Source organism: Luteimonas sp. MC1825, from assembly GCF_014764385.1.
GTDB lineage: Bacteria > Pseudomonadota > Gammaproteobacteria > Xanthomonadales > Xanthomonadaceae > Luteimonas.
The window spans coordinates 400,065-419,126 of record NZ_CP061714.1; the positions used below are offsets into that span (position 1 = coordinate 400,065).

Genomic DNA, 19,062 nt, shown 5'->3' on the forward strand with positions numbered 1-19,062 from the left:
GCTTGTCGGAGAGGCGTGGGAGCAGTGTTCGCGCTTTGTTAATTGCCGTCGCGGAAGAACGGCGGCACCTGGCAGTGCGGTGTGATCGCGGTGCCGGGCACCAGCCACCAGTCCTGGCGGCTGGCGCGGCCCATCGGCAGGGCGCGGCTGCGGTCCACGCAGGGGCCGAGCGCATCGGCGGGCAGCCACAGCCAGCGCCGCTCCGGCGCTCCGGCGATCCACGCGGCGGCCTCGCGCCACTGCAGGTGCCAGGGCTGGCGATAGCCGAATTCGGCGACGGGGCGCACGGCCTGCAGCAGGTGCTGTTCGCGCCACGCCACTGCGCCGAGCTCGCCGTCCGCGCCGAGGTGCGCGTCCACCCGCCGCATCAGCGCGCGCCCGGAACTCGAGGCATCCAGCGCCGGCGCCAGCACCAGTCCGTAGGTCGTCCACAGCAGCGCCGTGAACAGCACGAGTGCCAGCGCGATGCGGCGCCCGCGGAACACCGCGGCGAGCAGCAGGGCGCCGGCACCGAGCACCCCCAGCGCCCACAGCAGCGTGCGCATGTCCGGCGCCGCGATGCCGCGCGTCGTGGCGACGCGCGCGGCCCACGTGGCATCCGCCAGGCCGCTCGCCGCCGCGCCAAGGCACAGTGCCGCGACCAGCAGCAGCCAGCCACGCAGCAGCCGGCGCACGCCGGTGCGGCGCAGCAGCGCCGGCAGCAGCGGGGCCGCGGCCAGGCACAGGGCCGGCAGTGCCGGGAACACGTACACCTCGCGCTTGCCGGGGCTGAGCGAGAAGAACAGCAGCACCAGCGCCGCCCAGCCCAGCAGCAGCACGTAGCGCGGATCGCCGCGGCGCAGCCGCCGCCACCACGCCGGCAGCAGCCACGGCAGGAGCAGCGCGCCGGGCAGCCACAGCGTGGCGATGGTCTGCGCGTAGTACCAGGGCGGCTGCACGTGGTGCCAGGCGTTGACGTAGCGCTCGCCGGTCTGGCGGAAGAGCAGTTCGTGCGCGTAGGCCTGCAATGCCGGATCCGGGTGGCGCAGCAACGCCAGGCCGAGCGGCGCAAGCCAGACCGCCACGCCGGCCACGAAGGCCGCGACCGCGAGCGCGGAATCGCCCGCGACGCGCGCGGCGGGCAGGCGAGGCTGGCCACGCCGGACCCACAGCCACGGCAGCAGCACCAGCAGCGGCAGGAAGCCCACGCCCTTGGTCACGGTGCCCAGGCCCGCGGCGAACATGCCTGCGGCGAGCCAGCGCCGTTCGCGCCCGTACAGCAGGTGGCGCAGCAGGGCGCACAGCGACAGCGTGGTCAGCGCCACCAGCACCATGTCGATCTGCGCACGCTTTGCCTGCAGGCCGAACTGCAGGCACACGAACAGCGCGCCCACCGCCCACGGCGCTTGCCGCCGCGACCACAGCCGTGCGGCGGCGTCGCGCACCAGAACCAGCGTCGCCAGCGCCGCAAGCAACGATGGCAGCAGGAACGCCACCCGCCAGTCGCGCACAAGCGTCCAGCTCGCGGCCTGCATCCACATGAACACCGGCGGCTTCTCGGCGTAGGCCTCGCGGCCGCGGCGCGGCACCAGCCAGTCGCCGCTGTCCACCATGGCGCGTGCCGCCAGCACGAACCTCGGCTCGTCCGGTGGCGACGGGTCACGCAGGCCCAGACCCGCGGCCAGCGCGAACAACAACAGCAGCGCCAGCGGCCAGGTGCGCGTGGAACTCGGGACGGGAGGGAATGGCGGCATGGCGCGGATGCTACCGCCGACACGTGGGAGAATCGTCGGAATCCCGGCGTTCCGACGTCGTTCCGACGTCGCGGCGCGCAGCCTCGCGTGATTTCCGGAGCTCCGCATGCACCTGCTGGTCGTGGAGGACAACCGCGCCCTGGTCGCCAACCTCTTCGATTATTTCGAAGCGCGCGGCCACGTGCTCGACGCGGCGCCCGACGGCCCCACCGGGCTGCACCTGGCCGGCCACCACGCCTACGACGCCATCGTCCTGGACTGGATGCTGCCGCGCCTGGACGGCCCGGAGGTGCTGCGCCGCCTGCGCGAGGCGGGCAGCGATGTGCCGGTGCTGATGCTGACCGCGCGCGACGAGCTGCCCGACAAGATCATCGGCTTCCGCGCCGGTGCCGATGACTACCTGACCAAGCCGTTCGCGTTGCCCGAACTCGAGGTGCGCCTGGAGGCGCTGGTGACGCGCGCCACCGGCCGCGGGCGCAAGCGCGTGCTCGAGGTCGCCGACCTCAGGCTCGACCTGTCCACGCTGGAGGCCACCCGCGGCGGACGCGTGCTGCACCTGTATCCGGCCTGCCGCAAACTGCTGGAAGAGCTGATGCGCGCCAGCCCCGCGGCGGTGACCCGCGACCGCCTGGCACATGTGCTCTGGGGCGATGATCCGCCCGATGGCGACATGCTGCGCTCGCATGTCTACGAGCTGCGGCGCAGCGTCGACGAACCGTTCGCGCGCAAGCTGATCCATACCCTGCCGCGCGTCGGCTACCGCATCGCCGAGCTCGCCCCCGAGGGTGGCGAGGGATGACGGTGCGCCGCAGCCTGCGCAGTCGCCTGACGTGGTCACTGGTCGCCTACGGCCTGCTGCTGTCGCTGGCGGTCATGGTGCATGGCCTGGTGGTCAACGAACACGCCGAAGCGCTGGTGTGGAAATCCCTGCTGGAAGCCGAGTTCGACCATTTCCTGGCGCGCAGCGCGGACCCGGGCTACCGCTGGATCGACACCGACACGCTGGCGCTGTACGAAGCCCCGGCCAGGCCGCTGCCGCCAGAGCTGGCGGCGCTCGGGCCAGGCGTGCACGACGAAGTGGACCTGGCAGGCGGCAAGCACGTGCTGATGGTGCGTGACCTCGCCGGGCGGCGGCTGGCACTGGCGCTGGACATCACCGACCTGGAGCGACGCGAACGCGAGCTGGGCATGAGCATGCTGGCGTCCGCGCTGCTGGTGGCGCTGCTGCTCGGGTTGTTCGCGGCCTGGGGCGCGGGGCGGCTGGTGGGTCCGCTGGCGGACGTTGCCGGGCAGATCGCGCGGCTGCGCCCGGGTCGTGCCGAGTCACGCGTCACGGTGCCGGATGCGGCGACCAGCGAGATCGAGGTGATCGCCGAGGCGGTCAACGGCTACCTCGCCCGCAACGCCGAGTTCGTCGAACGCGAGCGTGCGTTCATCGACAGTGCCAGCCACGAGCTGCGCACGCCGATCTCGGTGATCGGCGGTGCGGCCGAACTCGCGTTGGCGCAGCCGGGCGTGCCGGCCAAGGCGCTGGAAAAGCTGCAGCGCATCCACCGCACCACGCGCGACATGGAGCAGCTGGTGTCGCTGCTGCTGGTGCTGGCCAAGGAGCCGGCGCGGCTGGCCCACGCCAACGACCACATCGCGCTTGGCGAGCTGATGCCGGAGATCGTGGAGGATCACCGGCCGATGGCCGGGGCCAAAGGGCTGCAGCTGGATCTCGCGGTCGGACGGCCATGCGAGCTGCTGGCGCCGGCGCCGGTGGTGCAGGCGGCGATCGGCAACCTGCTGCGCAACGCGGTGGAGAACAGCGGCGACGGCGTGATCCACGTGCGGCTGCTGCCGGGCGCGGTGGTCGAGATCGCCGATCCCGGGCAAGGCATGTCGCCGGAGGAAATCAGCGCTGTCTATGCGCGCGCCGCGCGCGGCGGCGGGCGCGATGGCGGCGGCATCGGCCTCGACCTGATCACCCGGTTGTGCGCGCACCTGGGCTGGGGGCTGGTGATCGAGTCGCGCCCGGGCGAGGGCACGACCGCGCGCCTGGACCTGGGCGCGTCGCGGGTCCCGTCCGGCGCGGTGTAGGCTTCGGTGCTGCGTCGGCCCCCCAACCGGCGAGGTGCCCGACATGCCATTCGCCTGGCCACTGGTGCTGTTCGACCTCGATGGCACCCTGGTCGACAGCGCCGCCGACATCGCCGAAGCGGTGAACCGCACGCTCGATGAGCTGGGCCATCCGCGCCAACCGGAAGCACTGGTGCGCAGCTGGATAGGCCTGGGCACGCGCGTGCTGATGGACAGCGCGCTGCAGCACGTCGGCAGCGACATGCCGGTGGACGCCGCGCTGCCGCGGCTGATGCGCCATTACGGCGATTGCCTGCTGCTGCAGGCGCGCCTGTATCCGCGCACCGTGGAGACCCTGGATGCCCTGCACGCCGATGGCGTGGCGATGGCGATCTGCACCAACAAGCCCGAGCGCTACGTGCGCCCGCTGCTCGAGGCGATGGGCATCGCCCACCGCTTCGACGGCGTCGTCGGCGGCGACACGCTGCCCGAGCGCAAGCCGCATGCGATGCCGCTGCTGCACCTGGCGGCGCAGCACGGCCGGCGCGTGGACGAATGCCTGATGGTCGGCGACTCCGAGGCCGATGCCGGCGCCGCGCACGCCGCCGGCATGGACCTGGTGCTGCTGCGCCACGGCTACCCGCGCGATTTCAACCTGGAGCGCGCGGGCGCGGTGGCGGTGCTGGACGGGCTGGAGGGGTTGCTCGCGCTTCGCGGCTGACGGCAACCCCGCGCAACCCCGCGGTCAGAGCCGCTGCTGGTAGCGCAACGTCAGCCCGTACTCGCGCCCCGGCTGGTTGAACCAGGCGATGGTTTCGTATTCACGGTCGAACACGTTGGCCACCCGCGCCTGCAGCGTCCACTCGCTGCCGATCGCGTACTCCACGCGCAGGTCGAGCGTGCCGTAGCCGGCGAGGCGCACGGTATTGGCCGCATCGTCATGGCGCGCGCCGTTGCCAAAGCCGCTCATGCCGATGCGGAACGCGCCCAGCGCCCGGTCGATGTCGACGCGCGCGGTGTTGCGCGAGCGCCGCGGCAGCACGTTGCCGTGGTTGCTGCCGGCGCTGCGGTTGCGCGGGTCGATGTGGCTGAGCTCGGCGTTGAGGTCCCAGCCTGCCAGCGACATGAAGCCGGTCAGCTCGGCACCGCGGATGCGGGCCTCGTCCACGTTCACCAGTGCGAACGCGATGTCGTAGCCGATGAGCTCGTCGATGTCGGTCTGGAACGCGTTGGCGGTCCAGTTCCAGCCGGTGCCGAACTGCGCGAGCCCGAGGTTCACCGTCTGCGACTCCTCCGGCTCGAGGTCCGGGTTGCCCCAGCCGCCGGGGTAGTAGAGGTCGTTGAAGGTCGGCACCTTGAAGCCGGTGCCGGCGCTGGCGGTGAAGCGCATGCCGTTGCCGAACTTCAGGCCGTAGCCGACGCTGCCGGTGGCGTGGCCGCCGAACTGCTGGTTGTCGTCGTGGCGCAGGCTGGCTTCGTAGCTGTGCGCGCCGCTGCCGCCCTGGTACGCCAGGAACAGCCCGGCGTTGTCGCGGCTGTCGACGGTGAACCCGGTGCTGCCGGTCACCCGGTCGCGCATCCAGTCGACGCCGGCGCTGAGGAGGTGCGTTTCGGCCAGGCTGAAGTCGCCCTGCACCGACGCGGTGTCGCGGCGGGTGTCGAAGGTGCTGGCGAAGCTGCGCTTATCGCTGGCGTGGTCGAAGAAGTGGCTCTCGGCCTGGTCGTCGGCGCGGCCGATGCGCACGTTGACGTCGGTGCGCGCGTCCGGGCGCCAGCCGAGGCGGGCGCCGAACACCTGCTGGCGGTTGTCGGCCTCGTTGCCGCCGAACAGGGTGCCGTCGTATTCGTTGAAGGCGTCGGCGACCAGCGCGTGGCCTTCCAGCTCCACGGTTTCGCCGAAGCTGGTGCCGCCACGCAGGCTCAGCGACGCATTGCGGTAGCCGTCGCGGTCGGGCTCGTCGGCGTAGCAGCCCGCGCCCCAGCCGGCGGCGGTGCCGCGGCAGGAGTCGATGCCGTCGGTGCGCTGCCAGGCGCCCTGCGCCTGGAACCAGCCGCGCTCGCCGGTGTGGCCGATGCCGGCGCTGGCCTGGCGCAGGTGATGGCTGCCGATGCCGAGGCTGAGGTTGCTGCGCGTGCCCGCGCCGGCACGCCGCGTGAACACCTGGATCACCCCGCCGATGGCCTCGGAGCCGTACAGGCTCGAGCGCGGGCCGCGCACGATCTCGACGCGGTCGATCTGGTCGAGCGGCAGGTCCTGGAACGAGGCCATGCCGGCGGAGGCCGAGCCGATGCGCACGCCGTCCACCAGCACCAGCACGTGGTCGGACTCGGTGCCGCGCAGGAACAGCGACGACAGCTTCCCGGGGCCACCCTGGTTGGCGAGGTTGATGCCGGCGCGGCCGCGCAGCAGCTCCTGAAGCGAGGTCGCCTGGCTGCGCTCGATGGCGGCGCGGTCCAGCACCTGCACCGGGACGTTGCTGTCCTCGGCGTTGATCGCGGTGCGGGTGGCGGTGACCACGATGGTGTCGAGGTCGGTGGACTGGATGGCGCCGGCGGCGAACGCCGCGGGTGACAGGGCCAGGGCAACGGCAAGGGTGAGGATCCGGTGGTGCGGCTTCATGCGTGTCTCCATGCGTCGCGCACGCCCGCGCGACAGTGTCGTGGAGGTTGCGGGCAGGGAGCGGGGACGGAAGGAGACGTGGGGAGACACGGCGCACTGCCGCCGCAACGCCCTCCGCGTCACAACCAGTCGTCTTTCGGGCCGGTCTCCGGGCTCGCGGGCGGAGCGATGCAGCCGCTCCAGCCCCGGCGCCTTCCCGTGCGATGCACAGTGGCGGTTTGCCGGGGTGTTCCACGCTTACCGTTGCGGGGGCAGCGCCGGAGTGCTTCGCTCGCCGCAAGGGCGGGCGGAAGGTCACCGGCTTCCCGTTTCAACCGTTGGGGGAAGCCCCGCGGGTCACCAGAAAGTGCGCGCAGTCTACGGCATCGCGCCGTCGTCGTCCTGCATCATCGTGGTGGTCACCGGCCCTGCCGGCGGACGGTTGCGCGGCGGCGGCAACCCGGCGATGGCCTCCTCGGCGGCCGCCACCAGTTCCACGCGGCGCGCATCCGGCACGTCCTGCCAGTGGCAGTCGCACAGCGCGCCCTCGAGCGAATACAGCAGGTTGAGGCTCGGCTTGAAGCCGGCGCGCTTGATGCGCATGAAGGCGTCGAGTGGCCCTGCGGCCATGAGGTCCTCGGGGGTGCGCAGCCCGACCTGGCGCAGCCACGCGGCCGACTTGGGGCCGATGTTGCGCATCTTGAGCGGCGGTGGCGCGCTCATTGGCCTAAAGATTCCAGATACACGCCCGCGATCTCCTCGAGTCCCGTCTGGTCAACAACGTCGAAGCGACCGGGAACCGGACTGTCGAGGTCGAACACGCCGACCAGGGCGCCTGCGTGGAACAACGGCACCACCAGTTCCGAGCGCGATGCGGCGTCGCAGGCGATGTGGCCGGGGAACGCCTCCACGTCGTCGACGCGCTGGGTCTGCGCGGTGCGCGCCGCCGCGCCGCACACGCCGCGGTCGAGCGGGATGCGCACGCAGGCCGGCTGCCCCTGGAACGGGCCGACCACCAGTTCGGTGCCGTCGAAGAAATAGAACCCGACCCAGTTGAGGTCCGGCAGCGCGTGGTAGACCAGCGCCGACAGGTTGGCGGCGTTGGCGATGCGGTCCGGTTCGCCGGCCAGCAGCGCGCGTGCCTGGGCGACCAGCTGCGCGTACTGCTCGGGCTTGTCGCCGCTTAGAATCTGCGAGGTGAACATGACCGCAAGTGTAGCGCGCGGGGTGCTGGTGACCGGCACCGACACCGGCGTGGGAAAGAGTGTTGCCAGCGTCGCACTGCTGCACGCGCTGCGCGCCCGCGGGCTGCGCGCGCGCGGCATGAAGCCGGTGGCTGCCGGCTGCGATGCGACGTCGCTGGGCCTGCGCAACGAGGACGCGCTGGCGCTGCAGGCGGCCAGCGATCCGCCAGCCGACTACGTCGACGTGAACCCGTGGGCACTGCCCGAGCCGACCGCGCCACAGCTGGCCGCGCGCGCGGCCGGGATCGTGGTGGCACTGCCGCCGGTCGTGGCGGCCTACGCGCGGCTGGCCGCGGAGGCCGATGCGATGGTGGTGGAGGGCGCGGGCGGCTGGCTTTCGCCGCTGGCGGACGGCATCGAACATGCCGACCTGGCGCGCGCGCTGCAGCTGCCGGTGCTGCTGGTGGTCGGCCTGCGCCTGGGCTGCCTCAGCCACGCCCGGCTCAGTGCGCGCGCGATCATCGGCGACGGCTGCGATCTGCTGGGCTGGGTGGGCAGCGCGCTGGACGACCGGTTCACGCGCCGCGACGAGTATCTCGAGCTGCTGCGCGGCACCCTGCCGGCCCCCTGCCTTGGCGTGCTGCCGCATGCCGGCGCGATGCCGGATGCCGGCGTGCTCGCGGGCAGCCTGCACGCCGCGGCGGTCGCCGTCGCCGGCGCCCGGCCATGACATGTACCTGCACCTGCACCTGCGCATGCCAGCATCGGGGCTGGCCGGCCTGACTTCAGGCACGGTTTTTGGCCGGGACCGCCGATGCCATACTTGCCAGTTCAAGAATCCCCCGTGCCCAAGGACCTCCCATGCGTCGCATCGCCCTGATCCCGGTCCTTCTCGCGGCATTGGTGGCATGCGGAGGGGAGGAGCAGCAGCAGGCACCGCCGCCGCCCGAGCTCGGCGTGGTGACCGTGCAGCCGGAAGACCTGCCGCTGCGCAAGGAGCTGGTCGGACGCCTGGCCGCGTTCCGCAGTGCCGACGTGCGTGCCCGCGTGCCCGGCGTGGTGCAGCGGCGCGTGTACGAAGAAGGCAGCGACGTGGCGGAAGGCGACGTGCTGTTCGTCATCGACCCCGCGCCGCTGCGTGCGGCGGCCGGCGAGGCACAGGCCGCGCTGGCGCAGGCGCGTGCCAGCCAGGCCAATGCGCGCGCCACCGCCGCACGCGCGCGCCGGCTGGCACCGGAACGCTTCATCTCGCAGTCCGACCTCGACAACGCGCAGGCCGCCGAGCGCAGCGCGAATGCCGCCGTGCAGGCCGCGCAGTCGGCGGTGGACAGCGCCAACATCAACCTCGGCTATGCCACCGTGCGCGCGCCGATCTCCGGCCGCGCCGGCAAGCAGCAGGTCACCGAAGGCGCGCTGGTCGGGCAGGGCGCGGCCACGCTGCTCACCACCGTCGACCAGGTCGACCCGCTGTACGTCAACTTCACCATGGGCGTGGCGGAGCTCGACGAGGTCCGCCGCATGCAGCTCGACCGCAGCGGCCCGGTGTCGGTGCAGGTGCTGCTCGCCGACGGCGTGGTCTACGACCATCCCGGCCAGCTCGATTTCTCCGGCGACGTGGTCGATCCGCAGACCGGCGCGGTGTCGCTGCGTGCCACGCTGCCCAATCCCGACCGCCGCCTGCTGCCGGGTTCCTACGTGACCCTGGTGGCGACGCTGGGCGTGCAGCAGAGCGTGTACGCGGTGCCGCAGGCCGCGGTGCAGCGCGATGCCGCCGGCGCCTATGTGCTGGTCGTGGGTGCCGATGACATGGTGGCGCGCAAGGAAGTCGTGACCGACCGCGCCGATGCCGGCCGCTGGATCATCAGCAGCGGCCTGGCCGCGGGTGACCGCGTGGTGGTGTCGGGCCTGCAGCGTGCGATCCCCGGCAAGCCGGCCAAGGCCACGCCGTGGCAGCCGGCCGCCGCGCCGGGTGCAGCGCCGGCTGCAGCGCCGGGAGCAGTACCCGCCGCCGCGCCTGCCGATGCGGCCGCGCCCGCGGATGCCGGCGATGCCGCGGATCCCGCGGAGCCGGCCGCTGCGGCCCCCCCGGCCGACGAAGGCTGACCTCCGATGCCCCGTTTCTTCATCGACCATCCGGTCTTCGCCTGGGTCATCTCGATCCTGATCTCGCTGTCCGGCGTGATCGCGCTGCTCAACATGGGCGTCGAGTCGTACCCGAACGTGGCGCCGCCGCAGGTCACCGTCTCGGCCAGCTATCCCGGTGCCGATGCGCAGACCACCGAGCGCGCGGTCACCCAGGTGATCGAGCAGCAGCTGACCGGCATCGACAACCTGCTGTATTTCAGCTCGAGCTCGAGTTCGTCCGGCCGCGCCAGCGTCACGCTGACCTTCCAGACCGGCACCGACGCCGACATCGCCCAGGTGCAGGTGCAGAACAAGGTGTCGCTGGCCACGCCGCGCCTGCCCACCGAAGTCACCCAGCAGGGCGTGGTGGTGGCCAAGGCGAATGCCGGGTTCCTGATGGTGGTGGGCCTGCGCTCGCAGACGCCGTCGATCGACCGCAACGCGCTCAACGACCTGATCGGCTCGCGCGTGCTGGAGCAGATCGCGCGCGTGCCCGGCGTCGGCAGCACCCAGCAGTTCGGCTCCGAGTACGCCATGAACATCTGGCTCAATCCGGACAAGCTGCAGGGCTACGGACTGTCGGCCAGCCAGGTGCTGGCGGCGGTGCGCGGCCAGAACGTGCAGTTCGCGGCAGGCTCGATCGGCTCCGACCCCGCTCCCGCGGGCCAGGGCTTCACCGCGACGGTGTCGGCCGAAGGCCGTTTCAGTTCGCCCGAGCAGTTCGGCGACATCATCCTGCGCGCGGACGCCGGCGGCGGCACGGTCCGCCTCAAGGACGTGGCGCGCATCGAGGTCGGTGCGGCCGGCTTCGGCTTCGACACCCGCTTCAACGGCCAGCCGACCGGCGCGTTCGCGATCCAGCTGCTGCCCGGCGCCAACGCGCTGACCGTGGCCGAAGCCGTGACCGCGCGCATGGACCAGCTGGCGCCCAGCTTCCCGCAGGGCGTGGAATGGTTCAGCCCGTTCGACAGCACCACCTTCGTCACCATCTCCATCAAGGAAGTGGTGAAGAGCCTCATGGAGGCGATGGTGCTGGTGTTCCTGGTGATGCTGATCTTCCTGCAGAACCTGCGCGCGACCATCATCCCCACGCTGGTGATCCCGGTGGCGCTGCTGGGCACGTTCCTGGGCCTGAGCCTGATCGGCTTCACCATCAACCAGCTGACGCTGTTCGCGATGGTGCTGGCGATCGGCATCGTGGTGGACGACGCGATCGTGGTGATCGAGAACGTCGAACGCATCATGGCCGAGGAGCACCTGCCGCCGCGCGAGGCGACCATCAAGGCCATGGACCAGATCACCGGCGCGGTGGTGGCGATCACCGTGGTGCTGGCGGCGGTGTTCATCCCCAGCGCGCTGCAGGGCGGCGCGTCGGGCGAGATCTACAAGCAGTTCGCGATCACCATCGCGGTGGCGATGGGCTTCTCGGCGTTCCTGGCGCTGGGCTTCACGCCGGCGCTATGCGCCAGCTTCCTCAAGCAGCACGACGCGGACGCGCCCAAGCGCCAGAACGTCGTGTACCGCACCTTCAACAAGTACTACGACCGCATCAGCGGCACCTACGTGCGCCACATCGGCGGCGCGGTGCGCCATGCGCCGCGCTGGATGATCGTGTTCGTGGCCTTGACCGTGCTCTGCGGCCTGCTGCTCACGCGCCTTCCGGGCAGCTTCCTCCCCGAGGAGGACCAGGGCTATGCGCTGGCCATCGTGCAGCTGCCGCCCGGTTCCACGCTGCAGCGCACGCAGGCGGTGTTCGAACAGGTGCGCACCACGCTGGAGCAGGTGGATGGCTACCAGTCGATGATGCAGGTCGCCGGTTTCAGCTTCGTCGGCCAGGGCGAGAACGTCGGCATGGCCTTCATCAAGCTCAAGGACTGGGACGAGCGCGACGGCACGGTGCAGGATTTCATCCAGGCGGCCAACGGCGCGCTGTACGGCGTGCGCGATGCCGGCATCTTCGTGGTCAACCTGCCTACCGTGCAGGGCCTCGGGCAGTTCGGCGGCTTCGACATGTACCTGCAGGACCGTGCCGGCATGGGGCGCGAGGCACTCACCCAGGCGCGCAACCAGCTGCTTGGCGCTGCCGCGCAGAACCCGGCGCTGGTCGGTGTGCGCCCCAACACGCTCGAGGACGCGCCGCAGCTGAAGCTTGCGGTCGACCGCGTGCAGGCGCAGGCGATGGGCCTGTCGGTGAACGACATCTACGGCGCGATCCAGCTGATGCTGGCGCCGGTGTACGTCAACGACTTCTTCTCCGAAGGCCGCATCAAGCGCGTCAACATGCGTGCCGATGCCGAGTACCGAAAGGATCCCGCGTCGCTCGCGCGCTTCTACACGCCCGGCCCCGCCACGGCGGACGGCACGCGCACGATGATCCCGCTGTCCAACGTGGTGGACGCCAGCTGGGGCACCAACACGCCGTCGCTGACCCGCTACAACGGCTACTCGGCGGTGAACATCGTCGGCTCGCAGGCGCCCGGCCACAGCTCCGGCGAAGCGATGGCGACCATGGAAGGCCTCGTGGACACCGAGCTCCCTGCCGGCTTCGGCTACGACTGGGCGGGCATGTCCTACCAGGAGATCATCGCCGGCAACACCGCGACCCTGCTGCTCGTGCTGTCGGTGGTGGTGGTGTTCCTGTGCCTGGCGGCACTCTACGAGAGCTGGTCGATCCCGGTGGCGGTGCTGCTGGTGGTGCCGCTCGGCATCCTCGGCGCGGTGGTGTTCACCATGCTGCGCCCGGGGCTGTCGAACGACATCTTCTTCAAGATCGGCATGGTCACGGTGATCGGGCTGGCGGCGAAGAACGCGATCCTGATCATCGAGTTCGCGGTGCTGGAGCGCGCCGCCGGCAAGACGCTGCGCGATGCGGTGGTCGAAGCCGCGCGCCTGCGCTTCCGCCCGATCCTGATGACCTCGTTCGCCTTCATCATGGGCGTGACGCCGCTGGCGCTGTCGAGCGGTGCCGGTGCCAACGCGCGCCATGCGCTGGGCACCGGCGTCATCGGCGGCATGCTGTTCGCGACCTTCCTCGGGCTGCTGCTGATCCCGGTGTTCTTCGTCAGCGTGCGCCGCGTGCTCGGCGACAAGATGGACGAGCCACTGCCGGGGCTCGGACAACGGCAGCAGCAGTAGGCTGACGCCACCGGCTTCAGCCGGAGGCGCGCGCCTCGCGCAGCACCCTGGCGAACAGCGTGAGGAACTGTTCCGCCGCTTTCGACGGGGGGCGGTCCTCGAGGTGCACGGACTGCACCTTGAACCGCAGCGAGGGCGAGAACGGCCGGAAGCCGGTGGTCCCGTCGCGGCTGGCGCGCGCGGTGAATTCGTCGACCACCGCCATGCCGGCGCCACAGCGCGTCAACGCGGCGGCGATATAGAACGACTGGTTGGAGACCACTTCGCGCACGTTGACATCGAGTCGGCGCAGTTCGCGATTGAACAGCTCGCCAAGCGGCCCGCCGATGGTCAGGCCCACCATGTCCCGGCCTTCAAGCAGTTGCAGCGGCACACTGTCGCCGACGTCGGGCAGGCTGGCCTTCTCGAACAGCAGCATCAGCTCCGCGGTGTCGATGTCGCGACGCTTCATGCGCGGGTGCATGGGCGGGTCGTAGGCGATCGCGATGTCGCAGCTGCGCTCGTAGAGCGCCTCGAACAGCTCGTCGTGGTGCAGCGCCTGCACGTCGAAGAGCACGTCGGGGTGCGTCTTGCGGAAGCGCGTGATGGCCAGGGGCGCGAGGTGCAGGCCGAGCGAGGGCACCACTGCCAGGCGGATGCGTCCACCGTACACATTCTTCAGGTTGCCGACCGCCTTCTGCAGCGACGTCAGGCGCTGGAAGACCTCCGACGCTTCGACGAACAGCGCATGCGCCTGGTCGGTGGCCACCAGCCGGCCGCGCACGAGGCGGAACAGCTCCAGGCCCAGCTGCTGCTGGGTGTGGTTCAGCACCTTGCTGACCGAGGGCTGCGAAACGTGCAGGAGCCTGGCCGCGGCGCTGATCGAGCCCGTGGTGTAGACGGCGTGGAAGACCTCGATCTGGCGGAAACGCATGGTCCGATCCCGTGTGGCGATCGCCATGATGGCCGATCGCGTGCGGCGCTGCCGGCGCCATAACCGCGGGTTATGCGTGCATGTCGGGTTTTCCGTGGCGCCGCCCGCGGCCAGCACCGAACATGGTGGCAACCCCACCGCAGGGCATCGCCCGCAGGCCCAACACCATGCCGACCACAGCGCCCGACGTTTCCCCCGAAGCCGCCGGCTGGCCGCCGCCTTATCTGCTGTACGTGGGCAATGCCCCGGACGAACTCTCCGGCAAGACCGCGCGTGGCCTCGCGCAGTTCCGCCCGCAGTGGTGCGTGGGCCAGTTCCGCGGACCCGACTGCAAGGCCACCATCGACCTGCCGGTGATGGGCTTCGAGGAAGCCCGCGCCGCCGGCGCCAACACCATGATCGTCGGCGTGGCCAACGCAGGCGGCAGCCTCGATCCCGCCGCGGTCCAGCATGTCGTGGCGGCGCTGGAGGCCGGGATGAACGTCGCCTCCGGGCTGCATGACAAGCTGGCCGCGTATCCGCCGATCGTCGAGGCCGCCCGTCGCAATGGCCGCCACGTGTTCGACGCACGCACGCCACCCCCGACCCCGGTCGGCAACGGCCGCAAGCGGGCCGGCCGGCGACTGCTGACCGTCGGCACCGACTGCTCGAGCGGCAAGATGTACACCACGCTGGTGCTGGAAGCCGAAATGCGCGCGCGCGGCATCACCGCCGACTTCCGCGCCACCGGCCAGACCGGCATCTTTGTTTCCGGCCGTGGCATCCCGATCGACGCGGTGGTCGCGGACTTCATCTCCGGTGGCATCGAGTGGCTGTCGCCCGCGCGCGACGACAACGGCTGGGACCTGATCGAAGGCCAGGGGTCGTTGTTCCACCCCTCGTTCGCCGGCGTCTCGATGGGCCTGCTGCACGGCGCACAGCCCGACGCGCTGGTGCTGTGCGACGAACCCGGGCGCCCGCACATGCGCGGCCTGCCGCACTTCGCGATGCCGTCGCTGCGCGACACGCTCGACGCCAACCTGGCCCATGCCCGGCTCACCAACCCCGCGGTGCTGGCGGTCGGCGTGGCGCTGAACACGGCCAGGCTCGACGACGACGAAGCCGTGCGCATCTGCCGGCGCGTCGAGGACGAGCTCGGGCTTCCGGCGCAGGACCCGGTGCGCCATGGTGTCGGTCGGATCATCGACAGGCTGCAGGCATGCTTCCCGGACTGACGCTCGAACCCGCCGTCCATCCGCTTTCCGCGCCGTTCCGCATCTCGCGCGGGGTGCGCACGTCCACCGAGGTCCTTGTTGCAACCGCCAGCGACGGCCGTCACGTGGGCCGCGGCGAATCGCTGCCGTATGCACGCTACGACGAGACCGTGGCATCGGTGGCCGCGCAGGCCGCACCGTTGCGCACCGAGATCGCCGCGGGCATGGACCGCCGCAGGCTGTGCGCGCTGCTGGGTCCGGGTGCGGCGCGAAATGCGCTGGACTGCGCGCTCTGGGACCTCGAGGCACGGCGCCGCGGCATGTCGGTGGCGGCGATGCTCGGCCAGCCGGACGCCCTGCCGGCGCTGTGCAGCGCGCAGACCGTCAGCCTGGACACGCCGGCGAACATGGCGCGCGCGGCGGCCGGGTTGCGCCACCTGGACCTGGTCAAGGTAAAGGTGGACGCCAACGATCCCGCCGCCCTGGTGCGCGCGGTCCGCGCCGAGCTGCCCGCGGCGCGGCTGATCGTGGACCCCAACGAGAGCTGGGACATCGAGCTGCTGCGCGCGATGCAGCCGGTGCTCGCCGAAGCCAGGGTCGACCTGGTCGAACAGCCGTTGCCGGCCGCCGCCGACGATGCACTGCAGGGCTTCGCGTCGGTCTCGCGGCTGTGCGCGGACGAGAGCTGCCACGTCGCGGCCGACCTGCCGCGCCTGCGCGCGCGCTACCAGGTCGTCAACATCAAGCTCGACAAGACCGGCGGACTCACCGCGGCACTGGACCTGCTGCAGGCCGCCCAGGCCGGCGGCTTCGGCATCATGGTCGGCTGCATGATCAGTTCCTCGCTGGCAATCGCTCCGGCCTGGCATGTCGCACGCCACGCGGAGTTCGTCGACCTCGACGGACCGCTGTGGCTGCGCGAGGATCATGCCGGAGGGGTGGCGATGCGCGACGGCATGCTGCAGCCGGCATCGCCGCAGCTGTGGGGTGGCGGACGTCCGCTGGCTGCCCGCCGACCCGCGGCAACGCACTGACCAGGAGCCACCATGCTGCAGCTCGACGCCGTCCAGACCCTGGCCTTTGCCGGGCTCGCCCTGTTCCTCGGCTACGGGCTGTGCCGCGGGATCCCCGTGCTCGGGCGCTACAACCTGCCGCCGCCGGTGATCGGCGGGCTGGTGTTCGCCATCGCCGCCTGGATCGCGCATGGCCGCGGTGAAGCGCTGTTCGTACTCGACACCGGGCTGCAGGCGCCGCTGATGATCGCGTTCTTCACCACGGTCGGCGTCAATGCCAGCCTGCGCCTGCTCAAGATCAGCGGCCGGCAGGTGGTGGTGTTCCTGCTGCTGGCGTCGCTGTTCGCCGTCGCGCAGAACCTGCTGGGCATGGCGGTGGCGGTCGGCTTCGACCTGGATCCGCTGTTTGGCGTGCTGGCCGGCTCGACCACGCTGACCGGCGGCCCCGCCACGGGCCTGGCATTCGCGCCGCTGTTCGAGGAGGCCGGGGTGCAGGGTGCCGAATCCATCGCCGTGGCCTCGGCGATGGGCGGCATCGTGCTCGGCGGTCTGGCTGGCGGCCCGGTGATCACCGTGCTGATCCGCCGCTTCGGCCTCGTGTCCAGCCGGCCCCACGACCATGCCGCGCCGGTTGACGAAGCCAGCGGCCCGGCGCAGACCGAAGCCCAGCGCGAGTTCGGCGCGCTGAAGAGCATCGTGGTGATCCTGGTGGCGATGTGGCTCGGCGCATGGGTCAGCGGCTGGATCTCGGCCACCGGCATCACCTTGCCCGCCTACGTCGGCGCGATGCTGGTCGGCGCCCTGATCCGCAACCTCGACGATGCGACCGGATGGATCGGCCTGTCGGTGCCGACCACCGACCTCATCGGCAACGTCTCGCTGTCGCTGTTCCTGGCGGTGGCGCTGATGAACCTCAAGCTGTGGGAGCTGGCGGGCCTGGCGCTGCCACTGCTGGTGAACCTGGGGCTGCAGCTGGCGATGGTGGTCGCGTTCTGCAGCGTGGTGTTCCGGGTGATGGGCCGTGACTACGACGCGGCGGTCATGGGCGGCGGCTTCATCGGCTTCATGCTCGGCACCACCGCCAATGCCATGGCGGTGATGCGCACCCTGGTGGAGCGCTACGGCGCGGCGCCGCGCGCCTTCCTGGTGGCGCCGCTGGTCGGCGCGTTCTTCATCGATTTCAGCAACGCGCTGATCATCACCACCTTCATCAACATCTTCGACTGAGTCCGGCGGCTTCGCGCGGTGCACTCCGTCCCACGACAATGGCCACGGGCCGAACCAGGAGTGTTTCGATGATCGAGGGAGGGCGGTCGCGGCGGCTGGCGGGGTTCGCGGCGATGCTGGTGCTGGTGGCGGGCGTGGCGCATCCGCGCGACGCAGGGGTTGCTGCCGCCGAGCGGCCGCGCGCACGCGATGCGGGGGTCGTGATCGGGCTGCTGCCGACAGGCCCCCGCAACGCCATCGTCGACGTCGACGGCGTGGCCGTCGGACATGCCACGGTCATCGAGGGTGACGGCATCCGCACCGGCGTCAGCGCCATCCTGCCGCACGCCGGTGACCTCTACCGCGACCGCGTACCGGCCGCGATCGTGGTCGGCAACGGCTACGGCAAACTGGTTGGCGCCACCCAGGTCGAGGAGCTGGGTGAGCTGGAAACACCGATCCTGTTGACCGGAACGCTGGGCGTCTGGCGCGCGGCGGACGCCCTGGTGGCCTGGCAGCTCGCGCAGCCGGGCATGGAGGAGGTGCGCTCGTTGAACCCTGTCGTGGGCGAGACCAACGACGGCTTCCTCAACGACATCCGCTTGCGCGCGCTCCGCCCCGGACACGTGCACGCCGCGCTGGACGCGGCCTCCATGGACAACGTCGACGAAGGCGCGATCGGTGCCGGAACCGGAACCGTCGCCTTCGGCTGGAAGGGCGGCATCGGCACCAGCTCGCGCAAGCTTCCGCAGGCGGCGGGCGGCCATACAGTCGGCGTCCTCGTGCAGAGCAACTACGGCGGTCGCCTGACCATTGGTGGCGTCGCGCTCGATGCGCTGCGGCCGGGCGCGTCCCCGGCGCCGGAGACACGTGATGCACCGCCGGCCACCGGCGACGGCAGCATCATGATCGTGGTCGCCACCGATGCGCCCCTGGATGCCCGTCTGCTGCGGCGGCTGGCGACGCGCGCGCTGCTGGGCGTCGGTCGCACCGGATCGTCGATGAGCAACGGCTCCGGGGACTACGTGATCGCCTTCTCCACCGCGCTGGAGGCGCGCAGGACGCAAGATACGGAACGCCACCGCGTGGTGGTGCTGGACAACGGCTTGATGACCCCGCTGTTCGACGCCGTGGCCGAGGCGACCGAGGAGGCCATCATCAACTCGCTGTTCCGCGCGGACACGATGAGCGGACATCGCGGCACGGTGCCGGCGCTGCCGCTGGAGCGCGTGCTGCCGCTGTTGCGCGCGGCAGGCGCCGCCGGGGATCCGCGCGCTGCGGAGTGAGCCGGCCCCCGCGGGAGCGGGCACAAAAAGACCCGGCAGTTCGCACTGCCGGGTCTGTCGCACGCGGGAGAAATGCCGCGCGGTGCCTGGCCCTGTCGCCGGGGCCGTCGGCGTCTTACTTGCGGGTCTTGCCCGACGCGGCCTTGGCGGCGCCTTCCACGGTTTCCTGCGCCTTGGCGGCGGCGGCCTCGACCTGGCCCTTGGCCAGCTGGGCGATCGCCTCATTGGTGGCGACGGTCTGGCCGAACACTTCCTGGCTGGCGCTGACCGAGCGCTCGATGCTCTCGCGGGCAATCTGCGCGCCCTTCGGCCACGCGGCCTTCAGGCCATCGGCGTCACGCACCTCGGCCAGCTCGCCCCAGAACGAGAACGCGGCGGTGGCGTTCTGCTCGAAGGTGGCCAGCTGCAGGCCGAACGCCTTCTGGGTGTTCTCGAGGGCCAGGCGGCTGATCTTCGAGGTGCTGTCGGCGAACTGGCGGGCAGCGGTGGTGAACTGTTCGTTGATGTTCTGGTACATGGCGGGTTTCCTGCTGATGTCCGGCAGGGATTGCCGGTTTGTGCAGTGCACAATAGACCAGCTTATGTTGCGATGCAACATTACGCCGACGAACGGTG

At 71.1% G+C, this 19,062-nt stretch carries 16 protein-coding genes and 1 riboswitch; of the genes, 10 read left to right on the forward strand and 6 right to left on the reverse strand.

Annotated features, from left to right (window positions below):
* Window positions 1–38: 38 nt before the first annotated feature.
* Window positions 39–1,733 carry a glycosyltransferase family 39 protein gene (locus IDM46_RS01880; protein WP_182823077.1) on the reverse strand — a complete coding sequence of 565 codons (1,695 nt, stop codon included), beginning with the start codon at window positions 1,731–1,733 and terminating at the stop codon, window positions 39–41.
* Between the two features lie 106 nt (window positions 1,734–1,839).
* On the opposite strand from IDM46_RS01880, the gene IDM46_RS01885 reads away from it, so the two are divergent.
* Genes IDM46_RS01885 through gph form a run of 3 tightly spaced genes read left to right on the forward strand, consistent with a single transcriptional unit; the run spans window position 1,840 to window position 4,515 of the window.
* On the forward strand, window positions 1,840–2,532 hold the full coding sequence (locus IDM46_RS01885) for a response regulator transcription factor (protein ID WP_182823075.1): 693 nt from the start codon (window positions 1,840–1,842) through the stop codon (window positions 2,530–2,532).
* A complete protein-coding gene (locus IDM46_RS01890) occupies window positions 2,529–3,815 on the forward strand; it encodes a HAMP domain-containing sensor histidine kinase (protein ID WP_185114655.1) in 1,287 nt (428 codons plus the stop codon). Before IDM46_RS01885 ends, IDM46_RS01890 begins: the two co-directional genes overlap by 4 nt.
* Window positions 3,816–3,858: 43 nt before the next feature.
* Window positions 3,859–4,515 carry a phosphoglycolate phosphatase gene (gene gph / locus IDM46_RS01895; RefSeq protein WP_185114656.1) on the forward strand — a complete coding sequence of 219 codons (657 nt, stop codon included), beginning with the start codon at window positions 3,859–3,861 and terminating at the stop codon, window positions 4,513–4,515.
* Window positions 4,516–4,539: 24 nt separating this feature from the next.
* On the opposite strand, the gene btuB is transcribed toward gph, so the two are convergent.
* From btuB to IDM46_RS01910, 3 genes are all read right to left on the reverse strand, one after another.
* Window positions 4,540–6,414 (reverse strand): TonB-dependent vitamin B12 receptor, encoded by a 1,875-nt coding sequence (gene btuB, locus IDM46_RS01900; protein WP_185114657.1) that lies wholly within the window; start codon window positions 6,412–6,414, stop codon window positions 4,540–4,542.
* 121 nt (window positions 6,415–6,535) lie between these two features.
* A riboswitch (cobalamin riboswitch) is annotated at window positions 6,536–6,773 on the reverse strand.
* Entirely contained in the window at window positions 6,772–7,116 is a 345-nt protein-coding gene (locus IDM46_RS01905) for a TfoX/Sxy family protein (protein WP_185114658.1), read from the reverse strand. Its footprint overlaps the riboswitch before it by 2 nt.
* Entirely contained in the window at window positions 7,113–7,598 is a 486-nt protein-coding gene (locus IDM46_RS01910) for a GAF domain-containing protein (RefSeq protein ID WP_185114659.1), read from the reverse strand. Before IDM46_RS01910 ends, IDM46_RS01905 begins: the two co-directional genes overlap by 4 nt.
* Between IDM46_RS01910 and bioD the strand changes: the two genes are divergently transcribed.
* The 3 genes from bioD (at window position 7,591) to IDM46_RS01925 (ending at window position 12,836) form a co-directional block, all read left to right on the forward strand.
* The gene (bioD, locus tag IDM46_RS01915; protein WP_182823063.1) at window positions 7,591–8,307 is read left to right on the forward strand and encodes a dethiobiotin synthase; all 717 of its coding nucleotides are present in this window, start codon (window positions 7,591–7,593) and stop codon (window positions 8,305–8,307) included. The genes IDM46_RS01910 and bioD overlap by 8 nt on opposite strands.
* A 131-nt stretch (window positions 8,308–8,438) precedes the next feature.
* The gene (locus IDM46_RS01920; RefSeq protein ID WP_185114660.1) at window positions 8,439–9,680 is read left to right on the forward strand and encodes an efflux RND transporter periplasmic adaptor subunit; all 1,242 of its coding nucleotides are present in this window, start codon (window positions 8,439–8,441) and stop codon (window positions 9,678–9,680) included.
* Between the two features lie 6 nt (window positions 9,681–9,686).
* Window positions 9,687–12,836 carry a multidrug efflux RND transporter permease subunit gene (locus IDM46_RS01925; RefSeq protein WP_185114661.1) on the forward strand — a complete coding sequence of 1,050 codons (3,150 nt, stop codon included), beginning with the start codon at window positions 9,687–9,689 and terminating at the stop codon, window positions 12,834–12,836.
* Between the two features lie 16 nt (window positions 12,837–12,852).
* Here the strand turns inward: IDM46_RS01925 and IDM46_RS01930 are convergent, their stop codons facing one another.
* Window positions 12,853–13,749, reverse strand: coding sequence for a LysR family transcriptional regulator (locus IDM46_RS01930; protein ID WP_185114662.1), 897 nt, complete (start codon window positions 13,747–13,749; stop codon window positions 12,853–12,855).
* Between the two features lie 167 nt (window positions 13,750–13,916).
* On the opposite strand from IDM46_RS01930, the gene dgcN reads away from it, so the two are divergent.
* From dgcN to IDM46_RS01950, 4 genes are all read left to right on the forward strand, one after another.
* The gene (gene dgcN, locus IDM46_RS01935) at window positions 13,917–14,963 is read left to right on the forward strand and encodes an N-acetyltransferase DgcN (protein WP_185115229.1); all 1,047 of its coding nucleotides are present in this window, start codon (window positions 13,917–13,919) and stop codon (window positions 14,961–14,963) included.
* Window positions 14,948–15,976 (forward strand): N-acetyl-D-Glu racemase DgcA, encoded by a 1,029-nt coding sequence (gene dgcA / locus IDM46_RS01940; protein WP_185114663.1) that lies wholly within the window; start codon window positions 14,948–14,950, stop codon window positions 15,974–15,976. Before dgcN ends, dgcA begins: the two co-directional genes overlap by 16 nt.
* 12 nt (window positions 15,977–15,988) lie before the next feature.
* Window positions 15,989–17,182, forward strand: coding sequence for a sodium/glutamate symporter (gene gltS / locus IDM46_RS01945; protein WP_185114664.1), 1,194 nt, complete (start codon window positions 15,989–15,991; stop codon window positions 17,180–17,182).
* Window positions 17,183–17,250: 68 nt separating this feature from the next.
* Window positions 17,251–18,447: a P1 family peptidase gene (locus IDM46_RS01950; RefSeq protein WP_221441761.1), complete on the forward strand. Its 1,197-nt coding sequence runs from the start codon at window positions 17,251–17,253 to the stop codon at window positions 18,445–18,447.
* Between the two features lie 115 nt (window positions 18,448–18,562).
* Here IDM46_RS01950 and IDM46_RS01955 read toward each other — a convergent pair whose 3' ends face one another.
* On the reverse strand, window positions 18,563–18,964 hold the full coding sequence (locus tag IDM46_RS01955) for a phasin family protein (RefSeq protein WP_185114665.1): 402 nt from the start codon (window positions 18,962–18,964) through the stop codon (window positions 18,563–18,565).
* Between the last annotated feature and the right edge of the window lie 98 nt (window positions 18,965–19,062).